This window comes from Cupriavidus sp. 05N39, from assembly GCF_056397325.1.
The window spans coordinates 1-14,342 of sequence record NZ_JBFTNE010000162.1 but is presented as its reverse complement, the minus strand read 5'-3'; the positions used below and the strand labels follow the sequence as shown (position 1 = coordinate 14,342).

The following is a 14,342-nucleotide window of genomic DNA, read 5'->3' as shown; positions in this document are numbered from 1 at the left end:
GATCGGCACGCCGCTGGAAGTCTATGCGCGCCCCGCCAGCACGTTCGTCGCCAGCTTCATCGGCTCGCCGCCGATGAACCTCGTGCCGGTTGCGCGGACCAATGGCGGGCAGGGCGAGGCGCAGATGCGTGTGGAGCAGAAGGAGGGCGCCCAAGGGCAAGCCGCCACCCTCGGCCACCTGCCGATGGGCCTGCACCTGCCTCAGCGCGCGCTGCTTGGCCTGCGTCCCGAGCATATCGAGCCGTGCGCGGCGCACGATGCGATTGCCGAAATCGAGGTTCGTCTGGTGGAAGCGCTGGGTGCCGATTCCTTTGCCTACGGCACGCTGGGTGGCCAGCCGGTCGTGGTGCGGCTGGACAGCAACATGCCGGTGCGCGGCGGCGATCGCCTGCCGATTACGGCCACGGCCGAGCACCTGCACTTCTTCGACGCCGATTCGGGCAAACGCATCGAGGCCTGACATGACCCAAGCCGCCTGGCCCTATCCGCGCCATATCGCCCACCGGGGCGCCGGCAAGCTGGCGCCCGAGAACACCCTGGCGGCCTTCCGCCACGGCGCGTCGTTCGGCTATCGCATGTTCGAGTTCGATGTGAAGCTGTCGGGCGACGGGCGGCCGGTGTTGCTGCACGACGCTACGCTCGACCGCACCACCAACGGCCAGGGTCGCGCCGATGCGCTGACCCTGGGTGAGATTGCCATGCTGGACGCGGGCAGCTGGCATAGCCCGGCCTATGCCGGGGAGCCGGTTCCCACGCTGGCGGCGATTGCCCGCTATACGCGCGCCAACGGGTTCATGGTCAATATCGAGATCAAGCCGGTGCCGGGCGCGGAATGGCGTACCGGCGCCGCCGTGGCCCTCGATGCCCAGGCGCTGTGGGCTGGCAGCGACACCCAGCCGCTGTTGTCGTCGTTCTCGGAAGAGTCGCTGGAGGCGGCCCGTCGGGCCGCGCCGGGCCTGCCGCGCGCGCTGCTGCTCGACAAGCTGCCACCCGACTGGCTGGAGCGGCTGCGCCGTCTGGACTGCGTGGCGCTCGATGCCAATCATCGCGAACTCAGTGCCGAGGTCATCCGGGCCGCCCATGCGGCCGGCTTCAGGGTGGCCTGCTATACGGTCAATGACCCGGAGCGCGCGACTGAACTGCTTGGCTGGGGGCTCGACGCGCTGATTACCGACGCGGTCGACCTGATCGCGCCGCGCCAGGGCTAGTCCGCCAGGCGCGGGCGCATCGCCTGTTCATGCAGGTTGCGCCAGCGCGTCGCGGACCGCGTCGTCCACGCTCCAGCCGCGCCACATTTCTTCGGGCAGGGCCGGGTTGCGCGCGTGGGCCAGCAGGTCGCGCACCTCGTCCTTGACCCGCGCGAGCCGCAGCGGTATGCCGTGTGCCTTCGCAAACACCGCCAGTTCGCCCAGGGCTTCCAGGACGGTGCCGTCGAGATCCGACGATTCTTCGAGGCTTAGCACCAGGCCATACTGGGGGTGCTCGTGCGCMAGTGCCTGGCGCACGGTGCCAAGCACGCTATCGATATTGCCGAAGAACAGCGGGACTTCCGGGCGCGCGATCAGCAGTCCCTTGGGCGCGGTGGCCTCGGGGTGGCGCGCCATGTCGACGAAGTCGTGGCTATCGGCCCAGCGGCCCAGCCACGTAACCTGCGGGCGCGACAAGCGTTGCAGCAGCATCGCCAGGCTGACCCCGATCGCCAGCAGCAGCCCATGCAGCACACCCAGCAACAGCACGCCGGCAAAGGCGGTCAGCGCGACCAGCCGGTCGCGCCGCCAGTCGAAATACGGCTTGAGGCTGCCCGGATTGAGGCTATGCCCGACCGCGCGGATCACGATGGCCGCGAGTACCGGCTCCGGCGTGTGCGAGATCCAGGGGAGCAGCGTGCACACAGCGGCAAAGACCACCGTGCCGGCAACCAGGCCGGCGCGGCGGCTTTGCGCGCCGGCCGCTTCGTTGGCCGAGGTGGCGGAAAAACCCGCACCCACCGGCATGCCCTGGAACAGCCCCGAGGCGAGATTGGCTAGCCCCAGTGCCGCTAGGTCGCGGTTTGGGGAGACGATATCGCCATGGCGCATGGCAAAGGTGCGGATCGAGCCGTAGCTTTCGGCGTAGAGGATCAGCGCCAGCGCGGCCGCCAGCTCGCCCACTCGCATCCAGTCGGTCGGGGTCAGTTCCGGCACCCGCGGCGCCGAGAACTGCAAGGCGATGTTGCCGACGGCCGCCACGCCGTGCGCCTGGGTCCAGCCGCTGAGATCGAGCACGATGCCGGCGGCGATGACCAGCAGCGCGCCCGGCATGGCGCGCCAGCGCGCGAACACGTGCAGCAGCGCCAGCGCCACCAGGGCCACCGCCGCGCCTGCCAGGTTCCAGTGGCGCCATCCGGCGAGCAGTTCCCAGGCCAGGCGCAGGAAGTCGCCATGCGCCGGATGAATGTCCAGGATCTTCGGGCATTGCTTAAGCACGATGGTCAGCGCCAGCCCCAATGCAAAGCCGCGCAGCACGGGCTTGGCGATCAGGCTGGAAATCGCCCCCAGGCGCGCCAGCGACGCCAGCAGGAACAACACCCCCGCCAGCAGGATGACCGCGGTGCCAAGCGCGATGCGCAGTCCCATGTCACCTTCTGCCGCAGCGGTGGTGGCAGCCAGCAGCACCGCTGCCGACGATGACGTGGCCGAGACAATGGCAAAGCGGCTGCTGCCAAGCACGCCGTAGACCAACAGGCCGGCGAAGAGCGCGATCACGCCGGCTTGCGGCGGCAGTCCGGCAATACCGGAATAGGCCACGGCTTCGGGGAGCAACAGACCGGCGATGGCTAGCCCGGCCACCAGGTCTGCCCGCCATGTGGCGGGGCCGGCGCTCGGTGCGGCGGCGTTGATGGTGGGAGCTGGCATTATTGGCTGCCGTTCGCGCCGGATTGGCGTAGATATTTCGAGAAATACACCGAGCGCTCCATTGGTTTTGGTTTCCTGTCCATGCTATCGAACCGGCAGGCCCTGCTGCCTTGCTGGCTGCGTGCATTGGCCTCTACGCAACGTGGCACGCCCGCAAAAGGGCCGTGAGGCAAAATTCCCCCGGCTTATGTGTCAAACGTGCTATCCTTATGCGAGTGAAGACTTAGGTCCTTCCACGCACAACTGACCCTTTCAGGGCGACTGAACAGTTCGGCACCCGCTGTGGTGCCGTTTGCATAATGATGCATGAATATGTTTCGGTTGCTGCCCCTAAAGAGTTGTTTGCAATCCGCTAACCGGTCAAGCCGTGTCGCGGAAGGTTGATAAACCCGCTTTATTCCGGCATTCCCGGATAATAGTGAGCGCCCCATGATGCAGCAGTATCAGAGCAATTCGTACCTCTTCGGCGGCAATGCCCCCTATGTAGAAGAGCTGTACGAGGCCTACCTCGAAAATCCCTCCTCGGTTCCCGATAACTGGCGCGCGTACTTCGACGCGATGCAGAACGTGCCGGCTGTCGATGGCTCCAACGCCCGCGATATCCCCCACGCTCCCATCGTCGCCTCGTTCGCAGAGCGCGCCAAGGCGGGCCCGATCAAGACAATTGTTGCTTCGGCCGACTCCGATATGGGGCGCAAGCGCGTCGCTGCCACGCAGCTGATCGCCGCTTACCGCAACATCGGTTCGCACTGGGCTGACCTGGATCCGCTCAAGCGCCAGGAACGTCCGCCCCTGCCGGATCTCGATCCGGCCTTCTACGGCTTCTCGGAAAGCGATCTCGATATCGTCTTCAACGCCAGCAATACGTATTTCGGCAAGGAATCGATGAGCCTGCGCGAGCTGCTCAACAACCTGCGCGAAACCTATTGCAGCAGCATCGGCGCCGAGTTCATGTACATCAGCGACCAGGCGCAAAAGCGCTGGTGGCAAGAGCGTCTGGAAACCACGCGTTCCAAGCCGGTGTTCACGCTCGAGAAGAAAAAGCATATCCTCGACCGCCTCACGGCGGCCGAAGGCCTGGAGCGTTTCCTCCACACCAAGTACGTYGGCCAGAAGCGCTTCTCGCTSGAAGGCGGTGAAAGCTTCATCGCCGCCATGGACGAACTGATCCAGCACAGCGGCAGCAAGGGCGTGCAGGAAATCGTCATCGGCATGGCCCACCGCGGCCGCCTGAACGTGCTGGTCAATACGCTGGGCAAGATGCCGGCTGACCTGTTCGCCGAATTCGAGGGCAAGCACGTCGACGACCTGCCGGCCGGCGACGTGAAGTACCACAAGGGCTTCTCCAGCGACGTCTCCACCGAAGGCGGCCCGATCCACCTGTCGCTCGCCTTCAATCCTTCCCACCTGGAAATCGTCAACCCGGTCGTGGAAGGCTCGGTCAAGGCCCGCCAGGAACGCCGCGGCGAACCCGCAGGCCATGCGGAAGTGCTGCCGGTGCAAGTGCACGGCGACGCGGCCTTCGCAGGCCAGGGCGTGGTGATGGAAACGCTGAACCTGGCTCAGACCCGCGGCTACGGCACGGGCGGCACGATGCACATCGTGATCAACAACCAGATCGGCTTCACCACCTCGGACCCGCGCGACTCGCGCTCCACGCTGTATTGCACCGACGTCGTCAAGATGATCGAGGCACCGGTGCTGCACGTGAACGGCGACGATGCCGAAGCCGTGGTGTTCGCCATGCAGCTGGCGGTGGAATTCCGCATGGAATTCAAGAAGGATGTCGTGGTCGACATCATCTGCTTCCGCAAGCTGGGCCACAACGAGCAGGACACCCCGGCCGTTACCCAGCCGCTGATGTACAAGAAGATCGCCCAGCACCCGGGCACGCGCAAGCTGTACGCTGACAAGCTGGCTGCGCAAAACCTGGTGCCCGCTGACTTCGGCGATCAACTGGTCAAGGAATACCGCGCCGCCATGGATGCGGGCAAGCACACGGTCGACCCCGTCCTGTCGAACTTCAAGAACAAGTTCGCCGTGGACTGGATGCCGTTCCTGAACCGCAAGTGGACCGACGCCGCCGACACCGCCGTGCCGGTGACCGAGCTCAAGCGCCTGGCCGAACGCATTACCGCCATCCCCGAGCACCTCAAGTTGCACCCGCTGGTCGAGAAGGTTGTCAAGGATCGCGCCAACATGGGCCGCGGCGACCAGGCGCTCGACTGGGGCATGGGCGAGCACCTGGCCTTCGCGTCGCTGGTGGCTTCGGGCTACCCGGTGCGCATCACCGGCCAGGATGCAGGCCGCGGTACGTTCACGCACCGCCACTCGGTCCTGCATGACCAGAACCGCGAGCGCTGGGATGCCGGCAGCTACGTGCCGCTGCAGAACGTGTCGGAAAACCAGGCACCGTTCACGGTGATCGACTCGGTGCTGTCGGAAGAGGCCGTGCTCGGCTTCGAATATGGCTTCTCCACGGCCGAGCCGAACGCGCTGGTGATCTGGGAAGCCCAGTTCGGCGACTTCGTCAACGGCGCCCAGGTGGTGATCGACCAGTTCATCTCCTCCGGCGAAGTGAAGTGGGGCCGCGCCTCGGGCCTGACCCTGATGCTGCCGCACGGCTATGAAGGCCAGGGTCCGGAACACAGCTCGGCGCGCATCGAGCGCTTCCTGCAGCTGTGCGCGGACCACAACATGCAGGTCTGCCAGCCGACCACGCCGGCCCAGATCTTCCACCTGCTGCGCCGCCAGATGATCCGTCTGTTCCGCAAGCCGCTGGTGATCATGACGCCGAAGTCGCTGCTGCGTAACAAGGATGCGGTCTCGCCACTGTCCGACCTGGCCAAGGGTCACTTCGAGACGGTCATCCCCGATCACGAAGAACTGAACGCCAGCAAGGTCAAGCGCGTGATCATGTGCTCGGGCAAGGTCTACTACGACCTGGTCAACACCCGCAAGGAACGCGGCGCTACCGACACGGCCGTCATCCGCATGGAACAGCTGTATCCGTTCCCGCACAAGGCAGTGGCAGCCGAGCTGAAGAAGTACCCGAACGCCAACGAAATCGTGTGGTGCCAGGACGAGCCGCAGAACCAGGGTGCCTGGTTCTTCGTCCAGCATTTCATCATGGAAAACATGGCGGAAGGCCAGAAGCTCGGTTACGCAGGTCGTCCCGCCTCGGCATCGCCGGCGGTGGGCTACTACGCCAAGCACAACGAGCAACAAAAGGCGCTGCTGGATGCGGCGTTCTCCAAGCTCAAGGGCTTTGTCCTGACCAAATGATCGTGGCCAGCATGGCGGCGCGCGCGAAGAGCGCGCACCGCCATGTTTTTTGCCACCTGCCTTAAGCAAAAACGAATACATCAAGGAAATTCCAACCATGGCTATTGTTGACGTCAAGGTTCCGCAACTCTCTGAATCGGTTGCAGAAGCAACCATGCTGAACTGGAAGAAGAAGCCGGGCGAAGCGGTTGCCCAAGACGAAATCCTGATTGAAATCGAGACCGACAAAGTCGTGCTCGAAGTGCCCGCCCCGTCGGCCGGCGTGCTGTCGCAAATCATCCGCAACGATGGCGACACCGTGGTCGCCGACGAAGTGATCGCCAAGATCGACACCGAAGCCACCGCTGGCGCCGCCGCACCGGCTGCTGCCGCACCGGCGCCCGCCGCTGCTGCCGCTGCCGCACCGGCCGCCGCTGCGCCCGCCGCAGCCGGCGCCGTTGCCATGCCTTCGGCAGCCAAGCTGATGGCCGAAGGTGGCCTGTCGGCCGGCCAGGTCGCTGGCACGGGCAAGGATGGCCGCATCACCAAGGGCGACGTGCTGGCCGCGACCTCGGCTCCGGCCGCCGCGCCTGCCGCCAAGGCCGCTCCGGCTCCGGCCGCCGCCAGGCCGGCGCTGCAGCAGGTTTCCGCCCCGGTGGACTTCGCCGCATTGGGCGACCGTCCGGAAGAGCGTGTGCCGATGAGTCGCCTGCGCGCCCGTATTGCCGAGCGCCTGCTGCAATCGCAATCCACCAACGCCATCCTCACCACCTTCAATGAAGTGAACATGAAGCCGGTGATGGACCTGCGCGCCAAATACAAGGACCGCTTCGAGAAGGAACACGGCGTCAAGCTGGGTTTCATGTCCTTCTTCGTCAAGGCCGCGGTGCATGCGCTGAAGAAGTTCCCGCTGATCAACGCTTCGATCGACGGCAATGACATCGTCTACCACGGCTATTTCGACATCGGTATCGCGGTGGGCTCGCCGCGCGGCCTGGTGGTGCCCATCCTGCGCAACGCAGACCAGATGAGCCTGGCGGACATCGAGAAGAAGATCGCCGAATTCGGCGTGAAGGCCCGTGACGGCAAGCTGTCCCTGGAAGAGCTGACCGGCGGTACGTTCTCGATCTCCAATGGCGGCACCTTCGGTTCGATGCTGTCGACCCCGATCATCAACCCCCCGCAGTCGGCCATCCTGGGCGTGCACGCCACCAAGGACCGCGCGGTGGTGGAAGACGGCCAGATCGTGATCCGTCCGATGAACTACCTCGCCATGTCCTACGACCACCGCATCATCGACGGCCGGGAAGCCGTCCTGGGCCTGGTCGCCATGAAGGATGCGCTGGAAGATCCGGCCCGCCTGCTGCTGGACCTGTAATCATCCGCATTGACTGAGGTCTTGCCCGCCATGCCCGCAGATATACGCGGCGCGGGCGGGCATGACGGACCGAAGAGTTGAAGGCGGCCTGGCGGGCGATGTTGCCCCGGCCCGGGCTGCAAAAGGAATCTCCATGAGCAAACAATTCGACGTGCTGGTCATCGGTGCCGGCCCCGGCGGCTACATCGCCGCCATCCGTGCCGGCCAGCTGGGCCTGAACGTGGCCTGCTGCGAAGGCAATGCCTACGACGATCCCAAGGACGAACCGCGCCTGGGAGGCACCTGCCTGAACGTGGGTTGCATCCCCTCCAAGGCAATGCTGGCCTCCTCGGAAGAATTCGAGAACGTGCAGCATCACCTGGGCGACCACGGCATCACGGTTGGCGACGTCAAGGTCGACGTGGCCAAGATGCTCAAGCGCAAGGACGATATCGTCGGCAAGATGACCAAGGGCATCGAGTTCCTGTTCCGCAAGAACAAGGTCACGCTGCTCAAGGGCTACGGCAAGTTCGTCGGCAAGACCGCCGAGGGCTTCCAGGTCGAGATCGCCGGCAAGGCCGGCGCCGAAGTCGTGACGGCCAAGCAGGTCATCATCGCCACGGGCTCCAAGGCGCGTCACCTGCCGGGCGTCGCGGTGGACAACGTGCTGGTCAGCGATAACGAAGGCGCGCTCAAGTTCTCCGGCGTGCCGAAGAAGCTGGGTGTGATCGGTGCCGGCGTGATCGGCCTCGAGCTGGGTTCGGTATGGCGCCGCCTGGGTGCCGAAGTCACCGTGCTGGAAGCGCTGCCGGCCTTCCTGGGCGCCGCCGACGAAGGCGTGGCGAAGGAAGCGCAGAAGCTGCTGACCAAGCAGGGCCTGAAGTTCAGCCTGGGCGTGACGGTCAAGGAAGTCAAGACCGGCAAGGACAACGTCACTGTCAGCTACACCGACAAGGACGGCGCTGCTCAGACGCTGGAAGTCGATCGCCTGATCGTGTCGGTCGGCCGCGTGCCCAACACCGATAACCTCGGTTTGGACGCCATCGGCCTGGCTGCCGACCAGCGCGGCTTTATCGAGGTGGACGACCACTGCGCCACCAAGGTGCCGGGCCTGTGGGCCATCGGTGACGTGGTGCGTGGCCCGATGCTCGCGCACAAGGCCGAGGACGAAGGCGTGGCGGTTGCCGAGCGCATCGCCGGCCAGAAGCCGCACATCGACTACAACTGCATTCCGTGGGTGATCTACACCTTCCCGGAAATCGCATGGGTGGGCAAGACCGAGCAGCAGCTCAAGGCCGAGGGCCGCGAGTACAAGTCCGGCCAGTTCCCGTTCATGGCCAACGGCCGTGCGCTGGGCATGGGTCATTCGGATGGCTTCGTCAAAATGCTGGCCGATGCCAAGACCGATGAGATCCTGGGCGTGCATGTGGTTGCCGCGAACGCGTCGGACCTGATCGCCGAAGCCGTGGTGGCGATGGAGTTCAAGGCCGCCAGCGAAGATATCGGCCGCACCTGCCATCCGCATCCGTCGATGTCGGAAGTCATGCGCGAAGCCGCACTCGCCGTGGACAAGCGCCAGCTCAATATGTAAGGCACAAGCCTTCGTATTGTTGAGTACCGGCGCGCCGCTCCAGCGGCGCGCCGTTTTCGCTTTCGGGGCGACAGGGGCTATTTGCCTTGTCAGGCGTCCCGATCCTCATTCAAGCCGGAGCCTCCCGGCATCCAGCGCAAGCAGTCAGCATGAACGTCCGTGAGTACTACGAGCAGGAACTGAAGCAACGTGGCTACACCTCCGACGAGGCGCAGCTGCGCGCCGTCGACCGGCTGCAGCAGTGCTACGACGAGTGGGTGGCGTACAAGAGCCGGCGCAACAGCACGCTGAAGAAGCTGCTGGTGCACCCGGACGTGCCCAAGGGCGTCTACCTGTGGGGTGGGGTGGGGCGCGGCAAGTCCTTCCTGATGGACAGCTTCTATACCTGCGTGCCGGTGGTGCGCAAGACGCGGCTGCACTTCCACGAATTCATGCGCGAGGTCCACCGCCAGTTGGAAGAGCTGCGTGGCCGCCCGGACCCGCTGGACGAACTGGCCAAGCGGATTGCACGGCGTTTCCGCCTGATCTGCTTCGACGAATTCCACGTCAGYGATGTGGCCGACGCGATGATCCTGCACCGCCTGCTGCAGCAGCTGTTCGAGAACGGCGTGCAGTTCGTGATGACCTCCAACTACCGGCCCGACCTGCTGTATCCGGACGGGCTGCACCGTGACCGTGTGCTGCCGGCAATCGCACTGCTGCAACAGAAGCTCGATGTGCTCAACGTGGATGCCGGCATCGACTATCRCAAGCGTGCGCTGGAACAGGTCGATGCCTATCACACGCCGCTGGGGCCCGAAGCCAGTTCGGCGCTGCGTCACGCATTCACCAGCATTGCCGGTGTGGCCGACGAGTCGCCCATCCTGCATATCGAGCATCGCGAACTGCGTGCGCTGCGCAAGGCGGGCGGGGCGGTCTGGTTCGATTTCAATACGCTGTGCGGCGGCCCGCGCTCGCAGAACGACTATCTCGAACTGGCCACCGAGTTCCACACGGTGATTCTCTCCGATGTGCCGAAGATGACGCCGCGCATGTCCTCGGAAGCAYGGCGTTTCACCTGGCTGATCGACGTCTTCTATGATCACAAGGTAAAGCTGCTGATCTCCGCGGAAGTGCCTGCCGATGAGCTTTATACGGAAGGTCAGATGGCCAATGAGTTCAGCCGCACGGTCTCGCGCATTATCGAGATGCAGTCGCGCGAATATCTCGAAGCGCCGCGCCGTACTGTCGACACCTCGCTGACCTGAGGCGGCCATCCCACCGCACGCTTGATCTGTATCAAGGCGGCTTGCAGCCTGGGCTCTTACCATGCAGTTGGTAAAAAAGAGCCCCGATGCCGCCTTCTCCTGCTTATTCCCTGCCCGATCTGCCCAATTCGCCGCTTGCACGCGCAAGCGGCGCGCCGACGGCCGTCGTGCAGGAAGGCTGCTTTCACTGTGGACAGCCGCTTTCAGCCGCCGAGCCCTCCCTGCGTGCCAGCATCGACGGCAAGGACCAATCCTTCTGCTGCGGCGGCTGCCAGGCCTTGGCGCAGACCCTGCACGCCGCCGGGGCCTGTGTCTGGCTGATCGAGCAGCACCTCGGCAGCCTGCCTGGCGTGGAATCGGTGATTGCCAATGTGGCGACCCGCCGCGTGGTGGTGCGCTGGCGCGCCGCCGAGCAGCCGGTTTCCGCCTTGCTCGCGGCACTGGCCGGCATCGGCTACCTGGCGTGGCCGTTCGAGGTCTCACGCTCCGACCGGCAGGATCGCCACGCACGCCGTGGCCTGCTGATGCGCATGGCGGTAGCCATGCTGGGCATGATGCAGGTGATGATGTACGCATGGCCTATCTACACCCATGAAGCCACCATCGATCCCGGCCAGTTGCAGTTGATGCGCTGGGCCAGCCTGGTGCTGACCTTGCCCGTGGTGCTGTACTCGGCTTCGCCAATCTTCGCCGGGGCATGGCGCAGCCTGAGGCAGCGCCATCTGGGCATGGACGTGCCCGTGGCGATCGGCGTCGGCGCGGGCTTCCTTGCCAGTACGGTGGCCACGCTGCGCGGCACTGGCGAGGTCTACTTCGACTCGGTCACCATGTTCGTCGCATTCCTGCTGCTGGCGCGATACCTGGAACTGCGCGTGCGCCAGGCATCGCGCAGCGGCGCCGAGATGCTCGCACGGCAGTTGCCTGCCACCTGCGAACGCCTGCGGGCCGAAGGCGGGGCGGGCGAGCGGGTGCCGGTGGCGCGCTTGCGTGCAGGTGACCTGATCCGCGTCAAGGCTGGCGAGGTGGTTCCGGCCGATGCGACCGTTGTTGCTGGCGCCAGTGAGCTGGACGAATCCATGCTGACCGGCGAGAGCCGTCCGGTGCCGCGTGGTATCGGCGATCCGGTATTGGCGGGTTGCTTCAATACCACCAGTCCGCTTGAGCTGCGCGTGTCGAAGGTAGGCGCGGCGACCCGGCTGGCCGAGATCGTCGCCGTACTGGACCGCGCGCTGGCGGAGAAGCCGCGCCTGGCCACAGTGGCCGACCGTGTTGCCGGATGGTTCGTCGGCATATTGCTGGTGCTTGCCGCCCTTGCCGGGGCGGTCTGGTGGGCCTGGATCGACCCGTCGCGCGCGCTGCTGGTGACGGTGGCGGTGCTGGTGGTCAGCTGCCCGTGCGCGCTCTCGCTGGCCACGCCCGCCGCGCTGGCCGCCGCCGGGGCGGCGCTTTCGCGCCGCGGGCTGCTGCTGACGCGCGGTCACGCGCTGGAAACGCTCGCTGCCGTTACCGACGTGATGCTCGACAAGACGGGCACGCTCACGGAAGGCCGTTTCGCGCTGACCGAAATCCTGGCCCTGGGCGACGCCAGCGCCGATGCCAGCCTGCAACTGGCCGCGGCCATGGAACGTTCCGGCGAGCATCCCATCGCGCGGGGCATCGTCGAGGCAGCGCAGGCTCAGGGACTCGCCTGCGGCGCGCACGCCGTCAGTGCCATGCGCAATGTACCGGGGCAGGGCCTGGAGGCTGAAGTGGACGGGCAGCGTTACCGCTTGGGCCGGCGCGAGTTTGTTACCGCGCTGGGCACGAGCGCAAGCACGGACCGTGAAGGTATCTCCACCGCGCTGGCAGCCAGCGAGCGCAGCGGCGCCACCCTGGTGTGGCTGGGTAGTGCGAAGGGCGCGCAGGCTGTGTTCGTGCTCGCCGACATTGAACGCGCGCAGTCGGCGCGATTGCTTGCTGCATTGCGTGCGCTCGGCGTGACCTGCCACCTGGTGTCAGGCGACACGCCGGCCACGGTCGGCTGGTGGGCCGATCATTTCCAGATCGCGCGCCGCGAGGGCGGCGTCACGCCCGAAGGCAAGCGCGAGTATGTGGCGAACCTGCAGCGTGCCGGTGCGGTTGTGCTGGCGGTGGGCGACGGCATCAACGATGCGCCGGTACTGGCGCAGGCGCAGGTTTCGATCGCCATCGGCAGCGGCGCCCCGCTGGCGCAGGCCGGCGCCGATGCCGTGCTGACCCATGGCCGTGTGGCCGAGATCGCGAACGCGCTGGAGATGGCTCGCCGCACCCGCCGCGTGGTGCGCCAGAATCTCGGCTGGGCCTTTGCCTACAACGTGATCGCCATCCCGCTGGCTGCGACCGGCTATGTCACCGCCTGGATGGCGGGCATCGGCATGTCGGTGTCGTCGCTGCTGGTGGTGGCCAACGCCTGGCGCCTGCTGCGCTCGGGCAAGCCCGGAGACTGACACATGGACATGCTCTACCTGCTGGTGCCGATGAGCCTGGTGCTGGTGGCCGTGATCGCCGGCGCGCTTTGGTGGGCGCTGCATGCCGGGCAATATGACGACCTCGACCGGCCCGGCGAGGCCATCCTGCTCGATAACGACAAGCCCTGATCCATCGCGGCCGCGCTCCGCCCCGCATGGAGATCCCCCTTTTTCGCCGCCGCTTGCCGCGGCAAGAATGGCTGTCCTCGCCCACGCGCGACGCGCATGCGTGCGGATGCGAGACGCCGTTGCGCCTTAGTTCCCATGCTTTCCCGTGCGCTTGATACAGATCAAGACGCCCGGAGCGCGGTTTTCCTACAGTCACAACATCAATTCATATTTATCCAATCTGGGGGTCTGAATGGCTGTCACCGCCGCGTATTCTCGCGCCGACACCTTCAATTACGGCGTCGTGCGGCAATTTGCCGTCATGACGGTAGTCTGGGGGATCGTCGGTATGGCCGTCGGCGTGCTGCTCGCAGCACAGCTGATCTGGCCGGAGCTTAACTTCAACACGCCATGGCTGTCCTTCGGGCGCCTGCGTCCGCTGCATACCAATGCCGTCATTTTCGCGTTTGGCGGCAGCGCGCTGTTTGCCACCTCCTACTACATCGTGCAGCGTACCTGCCAGGCACGGCTGTTCTGCGGCCCGCTGGCCGCGTTCACGTTCTGGGGCTGGCAACTGGTGATCGTTGCCGCGGCCATCACGCTGCCGATGGGCTTCACCAGCTCGAAGGAATACGCCGAACTCGAATGGCCGATCGACATCCTGATCACGCTGGTCTGGGTGGCTTACGCCATCGTGTTCTTCGGCACCATCATGAAGCGCAAGACCCGCCATATCTACGTGGCCAACTGGTTCTTCGGCGCTTACATCCTGACCATCGCCATATTGCACATCGTCAACAACGTCGAGATGCCTGTGACGATGTGGAAGTCCTACTCGGCCTATGCCGGCGTGCAGGACGCCATGGTGCAGTGGTGGTACGGCCATAACGCGGTGGGCTTTTTCCTGACCACCAGCTTCCTGGGCATGATGTATTACTTCATTCCCAAGCAGGCCGGCCGCCCGATCTACTCCTACCGCCTGTCGATCGTTCACTTCTGGGCGCTGAACTTCACCTATATGTGGGCCGGCCCCCACCACCTGCAGTACACCGCGCTGCCCGACTGGGCGCAGTCGCTCGGCATGGTGTTCTCGCTGATCCTGCTGGCGCCTTCTTGGGGCGGCATGATCAACGGCATCATGACCTTGTCGGGTGCCTGGCACAAGCTGCGCACCGATCCCATCCTCAAGTTCCTGGTGGTGGCGCTGTCCTTCTACGGCATGGCGACCTTCGAGGGCTCGATGATGTCGATCAAGACTGTCAACGCGCTGTCGCACTACACGGACTGGACCATCGGCCACGTGCACTCCGGTGCGCTGGGCTGGGTCGCGATGATTTCGATCGGCTCGCTCTATTACCTGATCCCGCGTCTGTTTGGCGAGAAGGAGATGTACAG

Annotated in this window: 10 protein-coding genes; 9 read left to right on the top strand and 1 reads right to left on the bottom strand. The window is 65.2% G+C overall.

The window, feature by feature from the left end; translation table 11 throughout:
- Positions 1-460, top strand: a 460-nt coding sequence (locus tag AC1DN0_RS38750; RefSeq protein ID WP_477146496.1) for a TOBE domain-containing protein, incomplete at its 5' end; no start/stop codon positions are given.
- Position 461: 1 nt separating this feature from the next.
- Entirely contained in the window at positions 462-1,208 is a 747-nt protein-coding gene (gene ugpQ, locus AC1DN0_RS38745; protein WP_441632160.1) for a glycerophosphodiester phosphodiesterase, read from the top strand.
- Positions 1,209-1,235: 27 nt separating this feature from the next.
- On the opposite strand, the gene AC1DN0_RS38740 is transcribed toward ugpQ, so the two are convergent.
- Complete coding sequence (locus AC1DN0_RS38740) at positions 1,236-2,894, bottom strand: SulP family inorganic anion transporter (protein ID WP_441632162.1); 1,659 nt, start codon at positions 2,892-2,894, stop codon at positions 1,236-1,238.
- Positions 2,895-3,323: 429 nt separating this feature from the next.
- Here AC1DN0_RS38740 and AC1DN0_RS38735 point away from each other — a divergent pair, with 429 nt between their 5' ends.
- The 7 genes from AC1DN0_RS38735 to ccoN all read left to right on the top strand — a co-directional run.
- The gene (locus tag AC1DN0_RS38735) at positions 3,324-6,179 is read left to right on the top strand and encodes a 2-oxoglutarate dehydrogenase E1 component (RefSeq protein ID WP_441632164.1); all 2,856 of its coding nucleotides are present in this window, start codon (positions 3,324-3,326) and stop codon (positions 6,177-6,179) included.
- A 97-nt stretch (positions 6,180-6,276) separates the two neighbouring features.
- On the top strand, positions 6,277-7,536 hold the full coding sequence (gene odhB, locus AC1DN0_RS38730; RefSeq protein ID WP_441632166.1) for a 2-oxoglutarate dehydrogenase complex dihydrolipoyllysine-residue succinyltransferase: 1,260 nt from the start codon (positions 6,277-6,279) through the stop codon (positions 7,534-7,536).
- A gap of 133 nt (positions 7,537-7,669) precedes the next feature.
- Positions 7,670-9,106 (top strand): dihydrolipoyl dehydrogenase, encoded by a 1,437-nt coding sequence (lpdA, locus tag AC1DN0_RS38725; protein WP_477111422.1) that lies wholly within the window; start codon positions 7,670-7,672, stop codon positions 9,104-9,106.
- Between the two features lie 149 nt (positions 9,107-9,255).
- On the top strand, positions 9,256-10,353 hold the full coding sequence (zapE, locus tag AC1DN0_RS38720) for a cell division protein ZapE (RefSeq protein ID WP_477146495.1): 1,098 nt from the start codon (positions 9,256-9,258) through the stop codon (positions 10,351-10,353).
- Positions 10,354-10,439: 86 nt separating this feature from the next.
- The gene (locus AC1DN0_RS38715) at positions 10,440-12,818 is read left to right on the top strand and encodes a heavy metal translocating P-type ATPase (protein WP_477146494.1); all 2,379 of its coding nucleotides are present in this window, start codon (positions 10,440-10,442) and stop codon (positions 12,816-12,818) included.
- A gap of 3 nt (positions 12,819-12,821) precedes the next feature.
- Positions 12,822-12,968, top strand: a complete 147-nt coding sequence (gene ccoS / locus AC1DN0_RS38710; RefSeq protein ID WP_006162067.1) for a cbb3-type cytochrome oxidase assembly protein CcoS — start codon at positions 12,822-12,824, stop codon at positions 12,966-12,968.
- Positions 12,969-13,200: 232 nt separating this feature from the next.
- Positions 13,201-14,342, top strand: a 1,142-nt coding sequence (gene ccoN, locus AC1DN0_RS38705; protein ID WP_477146493.1) for a cytochrome-c oxidase, cbb3-type subunit I, incomplete at its 3' end; no start/stop codon positions are given.